This window comes from Limosilactobacillus difficilis (genome assembly GCF_947387495.1).
In the GTDB taxonomy this organism is placed as follows: Bacteria; Bacillota; Bacilli; order Lactobacillales; family Lactobacillaceae; genus Limosilactobacillus; species Limosilactobacillus difficilis.
Map to the genome: position 1 here is coordinate 1 of NZ_CANDNU010000030.1, position 20,884 is coordinate 20,884.

The window sequence follows — 20,884 nt, forward strand, 5'->3', positions numbered from 1 at the left end:
TTAAATGTCCTTTTTTATTTAGCCAATTTAAGATAATAAAAACTGGCATCGGCTTTCACCAATACCAGTTAATATAGCCCCCTCCTTTTGTTGTTTATTGGGCTCGATCAAATTTCAGCTTTGCCAGGTCCGCCATCTTCGGCGAATCGGAAGCAATATTGGATCCCAATCGCGCTCCCATCGCTGCATCAATCGTCGTCAGATCCTTATACTGCTGCCGCAGGCGCTGCTGTTCTTGCTCGTGCTGCATGTAATGGCTGATGTTTTGTTGGATTGCCAGCTTGCAAACCGCTTCAGTCGTTTCATCGTCAATTTCATTATGGGCTAAGAAATTCAAAACGGCCATCTTGTCGTTTTCATAGCCCGCATCCTTGCCAAAATAGACGTCTAAATAAGCACGCTGGGTTGGCCGAATCTGTTTTAATAGGTCCTGTCGCAATTGCGCATAAGCCGCCTGCTGTTTCTCATCCATAATTATTCCTCCCCATTTCTTTGTCCCTAGTTTACTCTTTGGGGAGTACAACTATCCAGGAAGAAGAACTGCTTAATCCCGATTAAGGGCGGCCTTGACCTGATCTCCGGTTGGGATCGATGGCATTGCCCCCATCTGTTGGACCGTCAGACTCGAAGCCCGCTGCCCGTAAACCAGGGCTTCTTCAACATTGTCCAGGTTTTTGTCTAGCTGGGAAGCAGTGGCCCCAATAAAGGTGTCACCCGCTGCTGTCGTGTCGACGGCCTTAACCTTGAAGGCTGGCACTAAGCCGTGGTCCTTTGGTGTCGAGTAGAAGACCCCTTTTGAGCCCAGGGTGATCAGGGTGTATCGTACCCCGTGATCAGCAAAGAATTGCGCCGTCTTCACCATCGAGTCCTCATCCGTCAGCTCAATGCCAGAAATCAGCGCACTCTCCGTTTCGTTTGGGGTGATCACGTCCGTGTACTTCAGCAGATCCGGATGGATTGTCTTAGCTGGAGCTGGGTTCAAAATCGTCGTGACGTCATGCTCCTTTGCTTCTTTAAAGGCAGCCGCCGTGACAACCTGCGGGGTCTCGAACTGGCTGATCAAAAAATCAATGTCGTCAAAGACGCTCGCCGTTCCGGTCAAGTCATCAATGGTCAACGCCTGGTTGGCACCACCATAAACCATAATGTCATTCTGGCCGTTTGCATCGAGCGTAATCGCCGCCGTCCCAGTCCCGTGACCTTTGTCAACCCGGATGCAGGTGGTATCAATTCCTTCACCTTTGAGGGATTCCAACATGAACTGGCCTTCGTTATCATCACCGACCTTGCCGATGAAGTAGGTCTTGGCTCCCGAGCGGACAGCTGCCACCGCTTGGTTGGCGCCCTTCCCGCCGGCTGCCGAACTCTTGCTCAGCGCGGAAATCGTTTCACCCGGTTGGGGGAAACGTTCAACATGGTAAGTTGTATCCACATTAATCGACCCTAAGACAGCAATTTTGTTTGACATTCTAATTCCCTCCTCAAGATGATGACTAAATTTCGTAAATCGTTTTACGTCTACGGTTAGACTACCATAAGCTGAAAACGATTGCAAGCCTTCCGGTCAGAAAAAGCAAAAGGACCAGCAATCACTTGCCAGTCCTCACCATCTTATTCTTTTATCTTGCGCTCTAAATAATGAGCTAACTTTTCATAGGGGTAAACCCCTGTTACCTTTTCCTTGGCCTGACCGTTACGAAACAAAACCAATGACGGCACGCTATAAACCTTATACTTGGTCGCCTGATCCTGCTGACCATCGACGTTAAAGCGCACAAACTTAATTTGCTGGCCGTAATGTTCTTCCAGCTTCTGCAGCACCGGTTCGGTCATCTTGCAGGGGCCGCACCATGGGGCCCAGAAATCGACTAACGTCAACGGGCCATCAACGGTCGCGTCAAAATTATCAACAGTCGCATCAATTGCCATTATTAACCTTGCTTCCTTTCTTGCGGCGGCCAGCCCGACCCCGCCGGATAAAGTGGATGACCAAAGTCAACCCAAAAATACCGACGATGAAAAGACCAAACCAGTCTGATGGAATCTCAATGTCAATTGCCGGCACGGTCAGGAAGAGCTTGACCGCGATGATCGCAATCAAAACATAGGCCATCGGTTCCAGCTCGGGGATCTTGCGCATCAATTTAATGATAACTTCCGCAATCCCCCGCATGCAGATGATCCCAATCATCCCACCAATCAAAACGATCACGGGGTTATTAGAAACAGCCAGAGATGCTAGGACGGAATCAATGGAGAAAATAATATCCATAAACTCAATCTGGGCTACCACTGACCAAAAGAAGCGCCGTCCCGTTAACTTGGAACGCAACTTCATCGACTGCGTGCGCCGTTTTCGCGGCTTTTTGCCAAATAACTTGCTGCTAAAAAAGCGGTACACCAAGTAGAGCAGATAAGCTGCCCCAATCACCTTGATCTCCCAGAAGTGGATCAGGTAGGTCCCAACACCGATGATCAAAAAGCGAAACAGGTAAGAACCCCAAATCCCGTAAAACAGGGACTCCTCTTGTTCCTTCAGTGTTGGCAGCACCCGAGTTTGGGCGGCAAGCACGATCGCGTTATCCACTGACAGCAGACATTCAATCATTACCAACGACAAAATAATCAACCAATCCTGACCGGAAGTAATAACGTTCTCCCAGTTTTCAAGACTGAAGAATGGGCCGTAAAGTTTGGCTAAAAGTGACAACGAGGTCCTCCTTTTTTAATTTAATCTGTTAAGGCAAAGTTTATCAGTTTTTGCTGAAAAAAGCGAGATAATGGCGCATGAATTAACAGGGGTTGCATGGAAAAAGGCAGCACCAGGCGCAGAGCATCCCCGTGCAACATCAGCCGCTCGGTCGGCGAAGCGGGATTGTACAATGGATCACCGAGCAAGGGGTGACCGGCATGGGCCAAGTGAACTCGAATCTGGTGGGTCCGACCCGTCGCCAGGCGCAGTCGAACCAGGCTAGCCCGGTCGTTGGAATCTACTAGCTGATAGTAGGTGAGAGCCGGCTGGGCCTGTGTCCCGTTGACCATCCGTTTGCGGCGGTCAGCCGGATCGCGGCCGATCGGCCAATCAAAATGGCCACTGGCTGGCTGCAATTTCCCCGCGACGACGGCCAAGTAATGGCGGTGGATCCGGCCACTGCTGATCAGACGGTCGAGGATCGGTACCACCACAGGGTTTTTAGCGACAATCATTGCCCCACTGGTCTGCTGGTCGATCCGGTGCACCATATAAGCGGCCGATTGCGGCGCCGTTGCTTTCAGGTAACCGGCTGCATCATTCATCAAGGTCCCCGTCTCCCCACGGTAGTTAGGATGAGACTTTTGCCCCGCTGGCTTATTGATCACCAGCAGATCACGATTTTCGTATAGGATGCTAAGCCGGGGTGATAAGGTCGGAACGTAAGATGATTCGGCCGTCCGAAATTCATCCCCGAAGAAATTGAGCGTCACCTGGTCGCCAGGGCGAACAGGCGTATTCATCGGCTGGTAACGGCCGTTTAAAAGCACTTGGCGCCGGCTCCGCAAACTATGCACGAGGTGGCGAGGCAGCAGCCACTGCTTTTCCAGCAACTGCCGCAACGATCCTCGCGCTTGCTGAGCCGCCAGTTCTTCCCTAATCACCCACCGTGCTTCCATCATCATCCCTCCTGTTGCCCCAATTATAGCTAATCTGAAAATTGTTGGCTTTACTTTTGCGGAATTAGATAGTTCAATTAATGAAAGAGAGAGGATTGGAGGAACAAACGATGCTCAGCACAGAAGCAATCAACAGCAGCAGTCATTGGATCAGCGTTTTTGAGCCACTGCCCAATGAGCGACAAGCCCTGATCAACAAATATGAAGTGACCCAAGAGATGCTGGGCTACGCGATCGACCCCTACGAAAAGGCACGGGTAGAAGTAGACCCCGCAGCGGGCGTCACCCTGCTGATTTTCGACGTGTACGTCCCGACACACTCCCAATCCTCAGCCCAGACAGCTCCCATCGGGCTCATGCTCACGCGCAATAACTTAATCACTTTTACCAACGCTCAAACTAATTTTGTCAACGGCCTGATTGCCAAGGAACTCACCTTGCTCCAACACAACGGCACCATTGCCGACCGCTTTGACTTGGTCTTCCCCGTCCTCTACCAACTGTCCACCGCTTATTTTGGCCCCCTTCGCAAGGCCGACCAGCAACGGCAGCAGCTCCAGGAAAGTCTCGGCAAACACACCGCGCGCAAAGCAATCACTGAAATGACCGAAATTGAAACCGGCCTGGTCTACATCCTGACGTCGTTAAAAGGAAACGTCTCCCTGCTGGAAGAACTCAAGCGCCGTTACCCCGATCTCTCGACCAAGCAGCAAAACGACCTCGACGACGTGATCGTTGAAGCTCAGCAAGGGCTGGAAATGGCCCAGATGACCTCGGACGTGTCCGAGCGGGTCTCCAACGCCTACACCAAAGTGCTGGATAGCAACCTGAACGAAACGATGAAGTTTCTGACTGTCTACTCGATTGTGCTATCGATTCCCACCATTGTCTCGGGCTTTTACGGGGAAAACGTGAAGAAACTCCCCTTTGCCAACTCGCCCTTTGCCTGGCAGATCACCATCCTGATCGCCCTCATCCTGATGGGCCTGTGCCTTTGGATCATGTTTAACAAACGCTGGTGGCATTAAGTCCTGGGCCGACTTTGCTAATTGGGGTATAATCGAATCGTGAAAACAATTTCATTGAAGGGAAGTTTAAATAATGGCAGAGGCTAAATTAAAAAAGACATCGTGTACCGCGATTTTAGTCGGCAAGAAGGCGTCAATGGATGGCTCGACGATCATCGCGCGTGACGAAGACGGTTATGATGGGATCAACCCCAAGACCTTCGTCTCCGTCCCGGCTAAAAATTACGATGGCGTTCACTACGTTTCCAAGTACAACGGTTTTGAATGCGATCTGCACGGCGAAGGTGCCCGTTTCACCAGTACCCCGAATGGTGACCAGAGCGACGGTATCTGGGGGGAACAAGGGATCAACCAGTACAACGTGGCGATGAGCTCCACCGAAACGGAACTCACTAACCCTCGTTGTCTCGGTCATGATCCGCTAGTGAAGAACGGGGTCGACGAAGATTCGATGTTCTCCATCGTCATGCCATTCATCAAGACACCACGCGAAGGGGTAGAGCTGCTCGGCAAGTACATCGAAAAGTATGGCACCGGTGAATGCAACGGGATCGCCTTCTCCAACAAGGACGAAATCTGGTACTTTGAAACCGCGGCCGGGCACCACTGGGTTGCCGAACGGATTCCGGACGATTGCTACGCCATTTGCCCGAATATCATGTGTATCGAAGAATTTGACTTCAACGATCCGGATCACTTCCTCTGCGACCCGGACCTCAAGGACTTCGTTGAACGCCACCACCTCAACCCGAACCCGGACAGCTTCAACATCCGCAACATCTTCGGCAGCCAAAACGAAGCTGACTCTACCTACAACACACCTCGGACCTGGTACGGGCAAAAGCTCTTCAACCCGTCCATCGAACAGGACCCAACCAGCCAGGATATTCCGTGGCTGCGCCGGCCGGAAAAGAAGATTGCAGTCGAAGACGTTCAATTCTTCCTCAGCTCGCATTACAATGGCACCAAGTACGACCCGTTTGACACCTTCGCTTCCGGCGACAAGAAGGACATGCAGAAGTTCCGTTCGATCGCCCTCGACCGGAACCAGGAATCAAGCATTCTGCAGATTCGTAACGACGTGCCAGCCGAATACGCCGCTATTCAGTGGGTTAACTTCGGTTTCTACGCTTACAGTCCGTATGTTCCGTTCTACACCAACATCAATGATACCCCTGCCAATTACAAACTGGCCAGTCAGAAATTTGACATCAACAGTGCCTACTGGATGCACAAGCTGCTGGAAGTAGTTGTTGAACCGCGCTACCACGACTACATCAACGAAGTCAACGCCTTCCGTGACGCTTGCCAAAGTTACGGCGTGGGCCGGGTCGACGCTATCGATGCCAAGGCTGCTAAACTTTCCGGACAAGAGCTGCAAGACTTTTTGACCAAGGAAAGCATTGCTACTGCCAACCACATCAGTGACAAGACCCGCGATCTCCTGGATAGTCTGATCCACCACACCCTGTTGAATTCTAAGTACCAGTATGAACTGGGCGACAATCTGTAAAAACAAGTAAAGATAGCAAAAACGCGACGAGGTCGACTTTGACCGCCGTCGCGTTCTTTTTTTGACCACTGTGGAAGATCACTGGAAGAGGCGCGCAAAGAAGCTGCCCCGTTCCACGGTTTGGTTGCTGTACAAGGGATAAGTCAGCGGTTCGTTCGAAACAGTTTTTAGTTGGGCACTGGTCAAGCGTAAATGGCCGATCTTCTGACCCTTTTTAATCGGTGCCCGCAAATTTTGGCTTCTATCAGTCAACCGGTCGTTAAAATCTTGGGAAACCGTATAGGACCTGAGTTTTCGGTCACTCCAGATACCCAGCCTTTGGGGATTCGTTGCCAGGGTCTTGACGGCGCCATTATCAATTTTGGGGTTGGCGACATCCTCTGGCAGCTTGATTTGCTGCAGGCGGTAGTCATTCTTCAGCATCTGATAAAGCCGTTGCGTCTGAACAAAACGGTTATCAGCGTTATTGCCGTTGGCGTGAAGAACGACGGTGATGATCTGGTGATGCCGGTATTGCCCAGTGCTGACGAAGCAAGTCCCAGCCTTATCTGAGGTACCGGTTTTTAGGCCGTTGATTGTGACCCCGGGAACGGTGTATTTGCCACCGGGCAGCATCTTGTTCAAATTTGCCAAAGATTTGACGTTGCCCTTGCTGATGAGAAAATTGGCACGGGGTTGCGCTGATACCTGAAGAATAGCCGGATAGGACCGGATGAGGTAACGGGTCAATAAGGCAACATCCTTTGCACTCATTTCGTTTTCGTCATTATTCGAATAATTGGCGGATTTCAGCGGCCCCATTTCCCCATTCGTCAAGCCGGTGGGGTTAATGATTTTCGCGTGCTTCAATCCCAGCTGAGTTGCCTTCTGTTCCATCTTAATAACAAAGTCATCGATGGAGCCGCCGTCGCCCCATCGGCGGATTTGACCAGTGCGGCATTAAGTAGTTCAATGACGGGGTAAGATTGCCCTGCCAGCAAGCCAATACTCGAATAGGCCGGATTATTCGAGATGGCAGCAATCTCTGGGGTCACTTTCACCTTGGTGGTGCTGGTAATAACGTGCTGTTGTAATTCATCATGGATGACAGCAACGGTCAGTAGCTTAGTAATGGAAGCAATCGGCAGAGCCTGGTTGGCATTCTGCTCATAAATGATTTGACCAGTCGATGCATCCACCATGATGGCAGCGCGGGAATCAACTTTTGCGCTGGCATGAGCTGGCACGTTAAGGCATAATAAACAGATAATGATGATAATGGAAACTAGTCGTCTTGGCATATTGAGATCTCCAGATTGAGGATTTGTACTGTGAATATTGAATTGAAGAAGATGATGCGTTGCGCCTTTTTGGCATTGGCCGTCGTGATCATCGGAATTAATGCTTTCGGTTTTTACTCGCATAATTTTATCGCCCAGGCCACCTTTGTCAGCCAGCGTATGGCGTTGAACAGACTGAGACGGCCTAATTTAAGGCATTCTTCTGAATGGGGCAAATACCCCCTTATCAACCCCAAACAAAATTATCAGCTGGTGGCCGTCCGTCACACCAACCGCTTGTACGTAATTTGCCATCACAAGGCAATCTACGTCGCCAACGCCAAAGTCAACCTGCCGCCAACTACGACCCACGTCAACCGTGCGCGGGGCGAACGGACCTTCCATGTACACCACAATAACCAAATCATCGCTGAAAACTGGGTAAGCTTTGACAAGCTCGGCTACCTCGAAGCCCCAATGATGGTCAATGGGAAACACAGCCGGGCAAACTGGTTCAAAAACAGGGCTCATTTCCCCAACACGATTGAAGTCTCAAGTCAAGACGCACACTGGCTGCAGCAAATTCCTAAGGAAACGACCCTCACCGTCAAGTAGGAGCAAAAGATGATCAATAAACTAACCCCACATTTTATCAAGCATATTTTCGTAACCGACATCATGCTCATCTTAGCCATTATTGCTTATAACTTCCTGACAATCATCTTACCGCTTGCCCGGCTCCGCAGCGGCCAAATATTGATTTTTCTGATTGTGATAGACATCATTTTAGTGGCAATCAAGTTAGTTAACAACTACGATTTTCATTCCTGATGACCGTTCGGCGACACCGGCAGAGGCAACCGCCTCCCCGGTGCTTTTTTATTCAAAACCAAAAATAACCCAACGATGGGGCTACCATCCCCCCGTTGGGCTACCTATCAATTTTGTTCAACTAATTTTCTTTTGCGATTGCCTGGTTGACGGCATCCTTCTCGGCGTCGATCAGGGCCACTTTCCCCGCGATGATGTTGATGTCCATCTTGATTTCCCGGGTTAATCCTGGCGTATTGATCTTTGGTTCAAAGAACTTCTTAAATTCTGCCAACCGCGGCTGGGTGTGGAAAAGACTAGACGTAACCGTGATGTAGGTGGCAAATTCCATGTCACCACCGACCGTCTTTTCCAGCCAAGCCCACTGGTCGCGCAGCCAATCCCAGGCTTTTTGCTGGCCCTTCGGATTAGCCAGCACGCCACGGTACCAGGCACGTAGGTCTTGCGGCTTGATTGTCGCCGCATCTTCAAAGTGGCTTACCAGCTTATCCAGCAGTTTTCCATCCGTCGTGCTGGTTAAAGCCGCACAGATATCTTCCTTGTAGGACGGGTCTGAAGTATGCCGGTAATCATTCAAGAGCTGGTCAAACAGAACTCCGCTACCGTAATTTTGAACTTCATTGCGCAAGACAAAGAGCCGGGTGTCAGCCGCCAATTCGGCCGGTTTGTCCTGATAGGCCTCAAAAATGCGGTGAGCGTCCTGAATGGCAACTGGATCCTTGGCATAGAGGGCAGCACTTAAGATGTACGGCCGCGTCAGCTGATCATCATTACTCTCGGCTTCCTGGCTCTTCCAGCCCAGGCGCTGCAGCTGGGCATGACTGAGCTTGCCAAAGAACCGCCGCAGGTTTTCTTCACTCTTCCCCGGCGTGACGAAGTTCTTGAAGTAGTTTGCGATCCGGTATAGGGCGTTGTTGACCACTGCCGAATGGCTATCCGCAAAACGCCTAATCAACGGAACCAGCTCAGCGTAGGAGCGTTGCTGTCCCTGAGCCAGCAAGCGAGCATCCTGCAGAATAGCTAACTGGTCAATTGGCGAAAGGTCGGCCAGATGATCCAACAGGTCATCCATCAATTGGTCGTCGTATTTCACGATGAAGTGAGAGTTGTTGCCATCGTTGATGATCAGTGGCTTGCCTTCCTGCTTGCGCAGCTTTTCGTAATCGCCAAGCTTGATCTCCGGATCCTTCATGATTTCTGGCAGGGCCTCATAGTTGGCGTTCAACGGGATCTGCCAGCGCCGACCTGCATCCTGGTGTTCGCCAATGAAGAACTGCTGCTGACGCAGAACCAACTGCCCGTCTTCGACGCCAGCAGTAACAACCGGGTAGCCTGGCTGTTCCAACCACGAATGCATAATTGCCCCGATATCCATCCCCGAAGCATCGCCGAGGGCTTTCCACAGGTCATCTCCCGCGGCGTTGTCGTACTTATGGGCAGCGAAGTAGTTCTTCAGGCCCTTGCGCAAGGCATCGTCACCTAACAGTGCCCGCACCATCACTAACATCCGCGAACCCTTGGCATAAACGATCGCCGGGTCAAAGATCGAGTCGATTTCAGCTGGATTGTGGACTTCGACATGCACCGGCTGGACCCCATCAGTAGCGTCACGCTGCAAGGCCATCGGCGCCTCGCTTGTCTGGAACATCTCCCAGATATGCCAATCGGGTTCCAGGGCGTCCACCGCAACGTATTCCATCATGTTGGCAAAACTTTCGTTCAACCACAGGTCATCCCACCACTTCATCGTCACGAGGTCACCGAACCACTGGTGAGCCAATTCGTGGGTGATGACGGTCGCAACCAACTGCTTATTTTCAAGAGTGGTGTTGTCCGGATCCACTGTCAAATAAGCTTCCCGGTAAGTCACCAGTCCCCAGTTTTCCATTGCTCCGGCAGAAAAGTCCGGCAGCGCTAGCTGGTAGGAATGCTCCAGCGGATACGGCGTCTGGTAGAAGTCCTCATAGAATTCGATGCAACGCTTGGCAATATCAAGGGCGAAGTCCAGTTCCTTAGCTTGGTGGGCCTTGGTACTGAAGACGCCGACTTCCACCCCACTCTTGGTATGGGTCAGCTTACTCTGCATTTCACCAAAGGCAAAGGCCACCAGGTAGGTTGACATCCGAACAGTCGGCTTGAAGTAGTGAACCCCATCTTGAACGTGATCCTCAGGCGTGTTAGCAATCACAGTCTCACCCTTGTGTTCGTCAAACTTGATGGCCAGGGTGAAGGTTGCCTTAGCGGCAGGTTCGTCAACACACGGGAAAGCCTGGCGGGCAGCAGTCGTTTCAAACTGGGTCCCGATCAGTTGTTTTTGTTGGCCGTCAACCTGGTAGTATGACGGGTAGATCCCCATCATCGTGTCAGTTAACGGAGCGTGGTAAGTAATCTGGAAGGTGAGTTTGCCTTCTGGCGCTTGGATGGCGATCAATTCGTTCTTGTCATCGACTTCAAAGGGCAGCTCCTTTCCCCCGCTTGTCACGTGGTCGATGGTCAAGTACTTCTGATTGATCTTAATTGGTGATTGTCGGACCTCTCCAGTGATGGTCGTGGTCCCTTGGATCGTCTTTGCCTGGCGGTTAATGTCCAGGTAAATATCATAATGTTCTGGTTGGAATGTCTCTACTAAACCTTTGTGTTCAGCCATATCAGCCTTACTCCTTTTTCTTAGTTTCATTGTTTCATTATAACCCGTCTCAGTACCTAATGTCCGGTCCTAGTGGCCTTCATCATTGGCCGCGTCAGCGAGTTGCCCTTGCAGCTCGGTCAGCATCTTAAACCCCGGCTGCATAATGCTCTCCAGCTGGGTAAAAATCGGTAAAATCCGCTGGTAGACATCGGCCTGTGTCGGACGTGGCGCGTAGTAGCGCTTCTCGCCGATAAAGTCTTCCACGGCCGTCAAATCATCAACCATCCCCAGGCTCTGCATTGCCATCACGGCCGCCCCCAGACACCCCGATTCAAAACTGTTCGGAATCTCAACGTCCACGTCCAGGATGTCGGGAAGCATCTGGCGCCAAATCGATGAACGAGCGAAGCCGCCCGTCGCTGTCACTTTTTTTGGTTTACCGACTAGGTCAACCACCAACTGGTAAACCGAGGCGATATTCATGTTGATCCCTTCTAGAACGGCCCGCAACATATCAGCCCGCGTATGCAGTTCAGATAAGCCGTAGAAACTCCCCCGGGCATCGGCATCCCACAAAGGAGCTCGTTCACCGCCGAGGAACGGGTAAAAAAGCAAGCCATGAGCTCCGGCCGGGGTCGAAGTAATCAGCTGGTTGGCCCGGGCGTAGCGCTGCTCACGGTTTTGGGCGGTCATGTGACCATCTAATAACTGGTTAACCGCCCACTGATACACATCGCCACCGTTATTCAACGGCCCGCCGATCACCCAGTGATACTTGTCAAGGGCGTAGCAGAATAAGCGCTGCTGGGGATCGATTACCGGATGATCTGTCACCACCCGGACTGCGGCAGACGTGCCGATCGTAATCGCGATAGTGTTTTCATGGAGCGCCCCCACGCCGAGATTGGCCGTTGCCCCATCAAAAGCACCATAGACAAAGGGGGTTGTTGCGGGCAGACCAAGTGCTTGCGCAACAGCCGGCCGTAATTTTCTTTCTTGCTCCGTGCCATTCACGATTGTCGGCAGCTGGTCAATCGTAATGCCTGCGCGTTTGACGGCATCAGCATCCCAGTCACGCTGGTTAATGTTAAACATCCCCGTCCCACTGGCCACCGAAATATCAACCTTAAAGCAGCCAAAGAAGCGGTAAAAGAGGTAGGATTTGATGTCCGCGACGTAACGGGTCTTGGTCATGACGTCCGGGTGAGCCTGCTGCAGCCACATCAGCTTAATTAAGGGCGACATCGGGTGAATCGGTGTTCCCGTTCGCATATAAAGGGATTCCGCCGACAGCGACTGGCGGAAGCTGTCAGCAACGGCTGCCGCCCGGGTATCAGCCCAAGTTATTACCCGGGAAATAGTCTGGTGGTTCTGGTCCAACAGCAAAACGCTTTGGTTTGCACTCGAAAACGCGACGGCTGCGACCTGTTGCGCCGCACCATCGACCTGTGCGACTGCTTCACGGATCACCGCAACCACGTTTTCCACTAGTTGTTCAGGATCCAATTCGGCCATCCCGGTGGAATCACGAAAAAGCTGGCTGTAGCGGCTTGCCTGCCCTAAAATGCGGGCGTGTTCGTCATACAGCACAGCTTTTGTACTCGTAGTTCCAACATCAACACCAACAATATATGACATTATTTCTCCCTAATCCTTTATTTCTCTAGTTTGGTTTGATTATAAGCGGCAACGCTGATCTGATCACCGTCCATGATCAATTTTGTCAAGCTGCCATTAGCCGGGCGCTCGGTCACATCGTACTTACCCTGGCCAAAACGTTCTACCAGGCTAAGCAGTGTGTTGCCATGGCTTATCCACAAAACGTTATCTCCATCATGGAGACCGCTATTTTGAATCAACGCCAGCCCCTTGTTGACCCGTTCCCAGTACATCTGATTATTCTCAGCCTGGTGGAAAGGATCGGCATCGTGCAGGTAATCTTTAGCCGTCCCGATTGAATGGGCCGTGACGATCTCCTTGAAGCTCTTGTAGCCATGGGGCAAGCCTGCCATCTCCCAAGCCAGGGACATGTTAGTGCCCTCAAAGACCCCGTAGAATTCTTCCCGGAAGTATGGCGAATAAGTGGCCGTCTTGACTGAATCCGCCTTGTTCATCGACAGGATTTTCTTAATCGTCTCCTGGGCTCGCGTAGTGTCACTACAAAAAGCCGCCGCAAAATGCACGTTTTGAAGCATTTTCCCGGCATTGACCGCATTTTGCTTCCCCTTGTCGGTTAACGGTGAATTGCTCCAACCCTGCAATTTGTTGTAAATATTAAAATAAGTCTGACCATGACGAACAAGATACAGATTCAGCTTTGTCATCTTTGATTCCTCCAATCCGAATTAGCAACTTCATTTTAACCCGCCGGTGAAGCCTTGAACAATTATTCGTCCTCGAATTGGCCGTCTTTTTCGTCCAAAGCCGGGCCGATAAATGGCCAAAGCCGAATGTGCAAAATGTGATAGAATACCTTATATACTGAATAAGAAATTGTTGAAAGAGTTAATTACGCGAGGATTATCAATCTGATGAAAAAACTCAGCAGCTTTGCGGACACACGGATTGGGTTATTCACAATCCTAGTGGTCCTTTTTTGGTTGAAAACTTTATTAGCTTACTTCGCCGATTTTAAGCTCGGCGTCAATGGCATCCTGCAGTACTTCATCCTCATCTTCAATCCGCTGGGGACCACGATTCTGCTCTTTGGCATTGCTTTTTATTTCAAACGATCGCGCTTCTTCTACCCTGTTTTGCTGGGGATTGACGCACTGAACACCCTGCTTTTGTACCTTAACGTCATCTATTTCCGAGAATTTACGGACTTCATGACGATTGCCACAATGACCGGTTATTCTAAGGTCAATCAGGGTTTGTCTGGGAGTTCCCTTGCCCTGACAAACGTCCACGATCTCCTATACTGGGCCGACCTGGTGATCATCCTACTTTTAATGCTCTTCCGGCGGATCCACTTTGACCCGCGGGCACTGAGCAACCGCCTGGCATTTTCAATCACTTCGATTGCCTTCGTCGTTTGTGGGCTCAACTTGATGGTTGCCGAAATGAACCGGCCCCAATTGCTGGGCCGGACTTTTGATCGGACCTACATTGTCAAGTACATGGGGGTAGACTTCTTCACCGGCTACGACCTCGTGAAATCACAGCACATCAACGACATGCGCAAAACGGCCACGCCGTCCGAACTAGACCAGGTGCGCAAATACACCAAGGCCCACTACGCCGCCCCGAACAAGCGGATGTATGGCATTGCCAAGGGTCGCAACGTGATCATCATTCACCTAGAAAGTTTCCAGCAATTTATCATCGATAAAAAAATCAACGGCCAGGAAGTGACGCCCTTCTTGAACTCTTTGTACCACAGCAAGGAAACTTACGCCTTTGATAACTTCTTCCACCAGGTTGGCCAAGGAAAGACCAGTGATGCCGAAAATATGCTGGAAACCAGCACCTTTGGTCTTCCCCAAGGATCACTCTTCGCCACATTAGGCAGCGACAACACCTTCCAAGGGGCCCCAGCGATCCTCCACCAGCGTGCTGGCTATACCACCGGTGTCTTCCACGGCAACGTCGCTAGTTTCTGGAACCGAAACAACGTCTACAAGAATTTGGGCTACCAATACTTCTTCGACGCCAGCTACTTTGACACTTCTGGCGACAAGGCCACCGGTTACGGTTTGAAGGACAAGTTGCTCTTTGATAACTCGATCCGGTACCTGCAAAACCTGCAGCAACCGTTCTATGTCAAATACCTGACCGTCACCAACCACTTCCCGTTCGAACTGGACAATGAAGATAAGGACCCGAACTTCCAAACCACGAACACTGGTGACACGACCGTCGATAATTACTTTGTCACCGCCCACTACCTCGACCAATCCATCCAGGAATTCTTCAATTACCTCAAGAAGACTGGTCTTTACAACCACAGTATCATCATGATTTATGGCGACCACTACGGCATCTCTAACAGTGAAAACAAGAATTTGGCCAGCGTTCTCGGCAAGTCCGCTGACTCCTGGACCGACTTCGACAATGCCCAGCTGCAGCGGGTGCCGATGATGTTTGTCATCCCGAATTCCGGTAACCACGGCTATATCAGCCACGTTTACGGCGGGGAAATTGATGTTTTGCCAACCTTGATGCACTTGCTGGGGATTAGCACCCACCGTTACATCCAGTTCGGGACCGACCTCTTCTCCAGTCATCACGACCAAGTTGTCGCTTTCCGCAACCAGGACTTCGTCACCCCACACTACACGAGTGTCAACGGGACAGTCTATAAGAATAGCGATGGTCGTGTTGCCAAACTCAACCAGCGACAAAAGAAGCACATCAAAGCCGATCGCAAGCACGTCATCAATGAATTGCGCCTGTCCGATTCACTGAACGAAAAGAACCTCTTGCGCTTCTACCACCCGACAGGCTTCAAGACAGTCAATCCGTCTGATTACAACTACTCGGGAGGGTTGAAGCGTGAAAAGCGGATTGAACGTAAACTGGGTAAGAAATCAACCAGCCTATATAACAAGAACGGCAACAAGAGCACGGTCAGTGATTACCAGACCAACGCGCCTGAAAAGAACCACAAATCGACTGATTCAAACCGGATCAAGATTACCAATCCGGATTCAAATAAGAATTAAGCCTTTCTTTCGCGATCACAAAATAAAAAGGGTTCAGGGAAAAACGATTTTTTCCTGAACCCTTTTGCTATATTAAAATAAGCCAACTACCGATAATCGAGATTAATACCATCCCAATCACCCAGGCGGGACTCATCTTTAGAATAGCCCCGTACTCCCGACAAATTTCGTCAGGCAGACAGGCTAGCGGGAGTTGATGACCAATTCCGGTCGCACACACCCCCATTCGGTGCGCCAATAACAATGCCCGCGGTACATGATAGGCACTGCTGATGATCACCCATCTAGCAGGGCGACCACCCCGCCAATCAGTATCGATGAGGTGTCTGGCAAAGGCAAGATTCTCAGCAGTAGAAGTTGAACGCTGTTCAAGAAACATTTTCGCTGGAGGAATCCCCCGCGACTGGAGGTAGCCAAACATGGCTTTAGCTTCGGTCATCGCTTCGTCACTGCCCTGGCCGCCACAAATAACCAGCTTCGCCGTCGGCACGCGCTGGAATAACCGAACTGCTACCTCGCAGCGCCCCTGCAAAAAAGGGGATAAACGCTGTTTACCGATGTAACAGCCGAGAACGACAAGGTAGTCAGCACGTCTGGGGAATGAATGGTGCCAAAGCCGGTCAAGGATGAAAAAGTAGACCAGCCACAACAAATCCAGCAGGCTCGCCAACAAGGCTAAAGCAAGGAAGGCCCAGCGCCCAACAAAGAAGCTCTGGCGCATTGCTCGCCAGCCAAGGGCAAAGACAAACGGCAAGAGGATCAGCACATTGAATAAACCAACCCCGCGCGCCTGTTTGTGTGGTCGCCAGCCAAAGCGCCGCGCCCGCCAGCTTGCTAAGCCATAACCCAGCCAGATCATTACAGTAACCACCACGATGACTAGGACGATAACTGATTGCTGCAAATTTTCCACCATTCCCGTTCCGCAATGAGCATTCAACTCAGTAAGCTTACTTGTGTCCTAAATCCAGCGAGGAACTGTGCCCCGAAACCGTCCGCTCCGGATAAAGCAGCTTTGTAATTGCCGTCGCCGCGATTGGGGCCTCGCCAAAACCAGTGGCGATCAAAGGCGTCCGACCTTCATAGTGGACCCCGTCCCCGATAGCATAAGCACCAGGAATGTTAGTAGCCATCGACGTGTCAACCGTCAGCTGATTGCGTTCGCTCGCCAAGTCAAGCGACCAGTCACGTAGAGCCGCGTTGTTGGCTGTGAAACCGTAGTTGACGACTACCGCATCGACTGTCAGAGTCTTCTCTTCATCGTTACTGTGCATTTTCCGCAAGGTTAACTGGACAGCGCCGCCGTCAGTCAGCTTAATCTCCCGCGAAAGATAGGGGGTCATCAGGTTAACGTTGGCCGTTGACTGCAATTCGTCAACAACCAATTTGTGGCCGCGGAAGTTATTGCGCCGGTGAATGACAGTAACTTCTTTAGCAACCGGCGCCAGCATTTGGGCGTTATCAAGAGCGGAATTACCACCACCGAGAACTGCCACCCGTTGGCCAGCAAAATCTTCCTTATGACGGACAAAGTAGTGGACTTGCTTTTCCACCATCTTGTCAACGCCTGGTAGCGCCAGAGGCCGCGCCTTGAACGCCCCGTTACCCAGCGCAATGATAATCGCCTTACTGTGAGAAATCCGGTCGCCACTGGTGATGGTGAAGCTGCCATCCGCTTCCTTAGTGACGTCAGTAACCTTCTCACCTGTGAACTTGTCCACTGGCACCAGCTGCAACTGCTCCTCCAGCTTTTTCACCAGATCCGCTGACTTGACACCTGGCAGGCCGGCCACGTCCCAAATCTTCTTTTCAGGATACAGCGCGGTCAGCTGGCCCCCAAATTGTGGCAAAGCTTCGACCAACTGCACCTTGAGTTGGTTCAAGCCGCAATAAAAGGCCGCAAACATTCCTGCCGGGCCGCCACCAATAACCGTTGCATCATAAATTTCACTCATGTCTTTTCCCTTCTTTTTCTAGCCGAATGCATACGTTCATTATTGTATCAGATCCATCGGGCGCGATGAAATAATCTGCCATTTGGTAAAACATTTTACTTTTCCCTTGTGTTTGCGCTTCCAAGTCGGTATCATAAGAGATGTAATCTAATGAAACCAAGTAAACGGAAAAACAAATGGAGGACTAAACATGGCAAAGAAAAAAATAATCCTGGACCTCGATACTGGTGTTGACGACGCACTGGCAATTGCCTACGCAACTGCTGCGCCGGACGTTGACCTGATTGGGATTGTCGCATCATACGGCAACAATCTCTTGGACGTCTGTGCCGAAAACTCACTCAAGTTACTGGAATTGCTGGGGCAGACCCAGGTGCCGGTCTACAAAGGACTGCCGCACTCCAGCACAAGTGACCACTTTGACGTTATGCAAGTTTCCAAGGATATCCATGGCAACAACGGGATCGGCGAAGTTCAATTGCCGACTCCAAAGCGCCAGGTCGAAGCTGAATCCGGGGTGGACTTCTTCATCGAAGCGGCCCACAAGTATGGCAAGGACCTGATCATCGTGCCAACTGGTCCGATGACCAACCTCGCCGCCGCCATCGAAAAGGACCCGTCAATCACCAAGCTGATTGGCAACGTCACCTTCATGGGCGGGGCCCTGACGGTCGAGGGTAACGTCACTGACGTCGCCGAGGCCAACATCAACCAGGATGCCAAGGCGGCCAACACCGTGTTGTCCAGCGACCTGCCTGAAACCATGGTAGGGCTGGACGTCACCCTGCGGACCCTGCTGACCAAGAAAGAAACCGCTAAGTGGCGGGCACTGGGAACCAAGGCCGGCAAGGCTTATGCTGACATCACCGACTTCTACATCGACGCCTACTACAACCTGGACATCGATAAAAACGGCTGTGCTCTGCACGACCCACTGGCCGTCGGTGTTTCGCTGGACCCATCCTTCGTTACGACGATTCCGTTGCACATGAAGGTAGTTTACGAAGGCCACAACTACGGCCGGACCATTGGCGACAACAAGAAGCTCAACAGTCCGAACCCGAACGTCAACGTCGCCGTCAATGTCGACAAGGAACGTTACCTGAAGACGTTCATGGACTACCTGACGAAGCTGTTTCAAAAACACTAAAAATCCATCATGACACAGCAAAAGAAGCTAGGATAACCTTCCCAGCTTCTTTTTATTTTTTCGCTTTCAAATTTCCCTTATAATGGGACTATTAACAGGCCTGTTCAATTCAGAACACGCAGAAAGGACCAACGTATGGAAACCGTCGCCGGAATATTCTACTTGATCGTTGCCGTTGTAGCCGCCAATATTGTCCACATGATCATCCCCCGTTTGCCGCTCGCTATCTATCAGATTGCGGCCGGGATCATTCTTTCACTCTTGCCGTTGCAAGCCACTATGTTTCGCCTGCATCCAGAATTATTTATGATGCTCGTCATCGCGCCCCTCTTGTACAATGACGGGCAACGCCAGTCAGCACGCCAGCTCACCCGTCATATCAATACCATCCTCTCGATGGCGCTCGTCCTGGCAATCGTCTCCGTTATCATTTTGGGACTCGGTCTGCATGGGCTTATCCCACAACCGTTTACTCTGCCGCTAGCCTTTATGCTGGCCGCCATCATCACCCCGACGGACGCTGTTGCCGTTAAATCTTTGACGACTAACGTTAATATGCCAGAAAACGTCAACACCGCCCTTGAGTATGAATCACTGTTCAATGATGCTTCTGGAATCGTCCTCTTCAACCTGGCCCTGGCCTCCTTAACCGATGGCGGCTTTTCTATTGGTAGCGGCATCGGAACTTTTCTCTACGTTTTTGCCGGCGGGATTGCCTTTGGCTTGGTGATGGGCTTCATCATCATTAAGCTACGCCTCTGGCTGATGAGCCAGTATGCAGACATCACTTCAATTGTCGTGCCGATCGATCTGATGACTCCCCTGGTCGTCTATTTCTTGGCGGAAGAAATCCACCTATCGGGAATCCTGGCCGTCGTCGCGGCCGGCATCGTCCACAGTATCCTCTACAACCGTCTTCAACTGACTTCCACCGAAATGCAGGTAGTAGGAGCGGCCTCCTGGAACATCATCCGGGACATTTTAAATGGACTGGTCTTTGTCTTCCTCGGTGCCACCCTGCCCCAAGTACTCCACGGCATCACTTCGACCGTACTCCTTGAAGCGTTCGAAATCGGGGTTGGCCTCTACCTCGTCATGACCCTGATCCGTTTCCTCTGGGCACGCTTTGGCCTGGTGAAATTAAACTTTGCTGACTATCAGCAGTCGCCAAATAAAGGGGCTTTTCTACTGGCCATCGGCGGTATCCACGGTACCATTGCCATGGCGATGGCATTCTCTATCCCTGTCGCTATCCATGATCACGTCACCACTTTCCGTAATCTGCTAATCATTATCACCACGATGGTGATTCTCATCAGCCTGGTCGTCGGTGCCATCACCCTGCCCCGCGTCCTGCCCGCCAAAAGGCGCGGCTACAGTGATGATGAATTTCAGGCTCACCTCGTCGAAGCAGTCCAATCAGCCATTACCCACCTCCAGATGAAGTACGGCGACCACAAAAATCAGGAAACTGGCATCGTTATCAACCAGCTAACCAGCCAGATGACTGAAATGACGGCAATCAACCAAGAAGTCTATGAGACCATTCTCGAGGGAACTCAACAAGTGGAAATGGCAACGGTAGACCAGCTGAACTCAGTCGGTCAAATTTCCGACGCCACCGCCGACTTTTACCAACAGCACGTCACCCGCTTACTGTCCTTCAACGGCCACCACTTGTTCCGCAATCTCTTTACCATCTGGAAGCGGCGCATCAAGCGACGGCGTTTCAAACGCAGGATGAAAGTACAGAAGGCCAAGTTGCCGGCCACCAAGCCGCTCACCTTCGCCAGGATCCTTAAGGAAGTCAACCTGACAGTTGAGCAATATTTGTCCGAAGTTCAAACCCCTGATAACGTCAATGAAGTTGCAGCAGTACGCCGCGGTTACTTTAACCGCCAACGTTTCTTCAACCAGCACCAGACAATTGATGACGAAGTGGTCATGAGTCTCTTCGTTGAGGCTTTCCAAGCGGAACACAGTTACGTCCGCTCACAACTCAACGACGGCCAGATCAACCAGACGTTGGCCAACGCCTTGAACATGCGAATTTCGACTGACGAAATGGTCCACGCCCAGTCACTCGATTAAAGGGGCTGTGACATAAGTCCCTAAAATGATAAAGCCCATTCGGAATTTGGCAAAAATTCTGAATGGACTTTTTTTAATTGATGGGATGTTTTGAAAAATGGATGGCCTATCGG

At 51.1% G+C, this 20,884-nt stretch carries 17 protein-coding genes and 1 pseudogene; 7 read left to right on the forward strand and 11 right to left on the reverse strand.

The genetic code is table 11. The annotated features are described in order from the left end of the window. Positions 1-94 precede the first annotated feature (94 nt). From QOR82_RS06355 to QOR82_RS06375, 5 genes are all read right to left on the reverse strand, one after another. On the reverse strand, positions 95-472 hold the full coding sequence (locus QOR82_RS06355) for a hypothetical protein (protein ID WP_283583941.1): 378 nt from the start codon (positions 470-472) through the stop codon (positions 95-97). 72 nt (positions 473-544) lie between these two features. Further along, the gene (rbsK, locus tag QOR82_RS06360) at positions 545-1,468 is read right to left on the reverse strand and encodes a ribokinase (protein ID WP_283583942.1); all 924 of its coding nucleotides are present in this window, start codon (positions 1,466-1,468) and stop codon (positions 545-547) included. Between the two features lie 143 nt (positions 1,469-1,611). Next, the gene (gene trxA, locus QOR82_RS06365) at positions 1,612-1,929 is read right to left on the reverse strand and encodes a thioredoxin (protein ID WP_283583943.1); all 318 of its coding nucleotides are present in this window, start codon (positions 1,927-1,929) and stop codon (positions 1,612-1,614) included. Continuing rightward, positions 1,919-2,710, reverse strand: coding sequence for a TerC family protein (locus QOR82_RS06370; protein ID WP_283583944.1), 792 nt, complete (start codon positions 2,708-2,710; stop codon positions 1,919-1,921). Before QOR82_RS06370 ends, trxA begins: the two co-directional genes overlap by 11 nt. Positions 2,711-2,730: 20 nt before the next feature. Beyond that, a complete protein-coding gene (locus tag QOR82_RS06375) occupies positions 2,731-3,651 on the reverse strand; it encodes an RluA family pseudouridine synthase (RefSeq protein ID WP_283583957.1) in 921 nt (306 codons plus the stop codon). Positions 3,652-3,761: 110 nt separating this feature from the next. On the opposite strand from QOR82_RS06375, the gene QOR82_RS06380 reads away from it, so the two are divergent. Then, positions 3,762-4,679, forward strand: a complete 918-nt coding sequence (locus tag QOR82_RS06380; RefSeq protein WP_283583945.1) for a magnesium transporter CorA family protein — start codon at positions 3,762-3,764, stop codon at positions 4,677-4,679. 73 nt (positions 4,680-4,752) lie between these two features. Next, the gene (locus QOR82_RS06385) at positions 4,753-6,192 is read left to right on the forward strand and encodes a C69 family dipeptidase (protein ID WP_283583946.1); all 1,440 of its coding nucleotides are present in this window, start codon (positions 4,753-4,755) and stop codon (positions 6,190-6,192) included. Between the two features lie 78 nt (positions 6,193-6,270). Here the strand turns inward: QOR82_RS06385 and QOR82_RS06390 are convergent. Then, positions 6,271-7,595: pseudogene (locus QOR82_RS06390) on the reverse strand (D-alanyl-D-alanine carboxypeptidase family protein). Here QOR82_RS06390 and QOR82_RS06395 point away from each other — a divergent pair. Further along, positions 7,503-8,066 (forward strand): hypothetical protein, encoded by a 564-nt coding sequence (locus QOR82_RS06395; RefSeq protein WP_283583947.1) that lies wholly within the window; start codon positions 7,503-7,505, stop codon positions 8,064-8,066. The pseudogene QOR82_RS06390 and the gene QOR82_RS06395 overlap by 93 nt on opposite strands. 9 nt (positions 8,067-8,075) lie before the next feature. After that, positions 8,076-8,282, forward strand: a complete 207-nt coding sequence (locus tag QOR82_RS06400; protein ID WP_283583948.1) for a hypothetical protein — start codon at positions 8,076-8,078, stop codon at positions 8,280-8,282. A gap of 121 nt (positions 8,283-8,403) precedes the next feature. On the opposite strand, the gene QOR82_RS06405 is transcribed toward QOR82_RS06400, so the two are convergent. The 3 genes from QOR82_RS06405 to QOR82_RS06415 form a co-directional block, all read right to left on the reverse strand. Beyond that, complete coding sequence (locus QOR82_RS06405) at positions 8,404-10,929, reverse strand: M1 family metallopeptidase (protein WP_283583949.1); 2,526 nt, start codon at positions 10,927-10,929, stop codon at positions 8,404-8,406. A gap of 69 nt (positions 10,930-10,998) precedes the next feature. Then, on the reverse strand, positions 10,999-12,549 hold the full coding sequence (locus QOR82_RS06410) for a gluconokinase (protein WP_283583950.1): 1,551 nt from the start codon (positions 12,547-12,549) through the stop codon (positions 10,999-11,001). Positions 12,550-12,566: 17 nt separating this feature from the next. After that, a complete protein-coding gene (locus QOR82_RS06415) occupies positions 12,567-13,235 on the reverse strand; it encodes a histidine phosphatase family protein (RefSeq protein ID WP_283583951.1) in 669 nt (222 codons plus the stop codon). A 207-nt stretch (positions 13,236-13,442) separates the two neighbouring features. Between QOR82_RS06415 and QOR82_RS06420 the strand changes: the two genes are divergently transcribed. After that, on the forward strand, positions 13,443-15,575 hold the full coding sequence (locus QOR82_RS06420; protein ID WP_283583952.1) for an LTA synthase family protein: 2,133 nt from the start codon (positions 13,443-13,445) through the stop codon (positions 15,573-15,575). A gap of 67 nt (positions 15,576-15,642) precedes the next feature. On the opposite strand, the gene QOR82_RS06425 is transcribed toward QOR82_RS06420, so the two are convergent. Then, positions 15,643-16,491, reverse strand: coding sequence for a YdcF family protein (locus QOR82_RS06425; RefSeq protein ID WP_283583953.1), 849 nt, complete (start codon positions 16,489-16,491; stop codon positions 15,643-15,645). Positions 16,492-16,525: 34 nt separating this feature from the next. Continuing rightward, positions 16,526-17,530: an NAD(P)/FAD-dependent oxidoreductase gene (locus QOR82_RS06430; protein WP_283583954.1), complete on the reverse strand. Its 1,005-nt coding sequence runs from the start codon at positions 17,528-17,530 to the stop codon at positions 16,526-16,528. 190 nt (positions 17,531-17,720) lie between these two features. Between QOR82_RS06430 and QOR82_RS06435 the strand changes: the two genes are divergently transcribed. Beyond that, entirely contained in the window at positions 17,721-18,680 is a 960-nt protein-coding gene (locus QOR82_RS06435) for a nucleoside hydrolase (RefSeq protein ID WP_283583955.1), read from the forward strand. A 135-nt stretch (positions 18,681-18,815) separates the two neighbouring features. Beyond that, positions 18,816-20,771: a cation:proton antiporter gene (locus tag QOR82_RS06440; protein ID WP_283583956.1), complete on the forward strand. Its 1,956-nt coding sequence runs from the start codon at positions 18,816-18,818 to the stop codon at positions 20,769-20,771. Positions 20,772-20,884 lie beyond the last annotated feature (113 nt).

Bases quoted from the DNA above. Each gene is read 5' to 3' on its own strand.
- QOR82_RS06355 (WP_283583941.1), bottom strand. From the start codon at position 472: ATGGATGAGAAACAGCAGGCGGCTTATGCGCAATTGCGACAGGACCTA.
- rbsK (WP_283583942.1), bottom strand. From the start codon at position 1,468: ATGTCAAACAAAATTGCTGTCTTAGGGTCGATTAATGTGGATACAACT.
- trxA (WP_283583943.1), bottom strand. From the start codon at position 1,929: ATGGCAATTGATGCGACTGTTGATAATTTTGACGCGACCGTTGATGGC.
- QOR82_RS06375 (WP_283583957.1), bottom strand. From the start codon at position 3,651: ATGGAAGCACGGTGGGTGATTAGGGAAGAACTGGCGGCTCAGCAAGCG.
- QOR82_RS06380 (WP_283583945.1), top strand. From the start codon at position 3,762: ATGCTCAGCACAGAAGCAATCAACAGCAGCAGTCATTGGATCAGCGTT.
- QOR82_RS06385 (WP_283583946.1), top strand. From the start codon at position 4,753: ATGGCAGAGGCTAAATTAAAAAAGACATCGTGTACCGCGATTTTAGTC.
- QOR82_RS06400 (WP_283583948.1), top strand. From the start codon at position 8,076: ATGATCAATAAACTAACCCCACATTTTATCAAGCATATTTTCGTAACC.
- QOR82_RS06405 (WP_283583949.1), bottom strand. From the start codon at position 10,929: ATGGCTGAACACAAAGGTTTAGTAGAGACATTCCAACCAGAACATTAT.
- QOR82_RS06410 (WP_283583950.1), bottom strand. From the start codon at position 12,549: ATGTCATATATTGTTGGTGTTGATGTTGGAACTACGAGTACAAAAGCT.
- QOR82_RS06415 (WP_283583951.1), bottom strand. From the start codon at position 13,235: ATGACAAAGCTGAATCTGTATCTTGTTCGTCATGGTCAGACTTATTTT.
- QOR82_RS06420 (WP_283583952.1), top strand. From the start codon at position 13,443: ATGAAAAAACTCAGCAGCTTTGCGGACACACGGATTGGGTTATTCACA.
- QOR82_RS06425 (WP_283583953.1), bottom strand. From the start codon at position 16,491: ATGGTGGAAAATTTGCAGCAATCAGTTATCGTCCTAGTCATCGTGGTG.
- QOR82_RS06430 (WP_283583954.1), bottom strand. From the start codon at position 17,530: ATGAGTGAAATTTATGATGCAACGGTTATTGGTGGCGGCCCGGCAGGA.
- QOR82_RS06435 (WP_283583955.1), top strand. From the start codon at position 17,721: ATGGCAAAGAAAAAAATAATCCTGGACCTCGATACTGGTGTTGACGAC.
- QOR82_RS06440 (WP_283583956.1), top strand. From the start codon at position 18,816: ATGGAAACCGTCGCCGGAATATTCTACTTGATCGTTGCCGTTGTAGCC.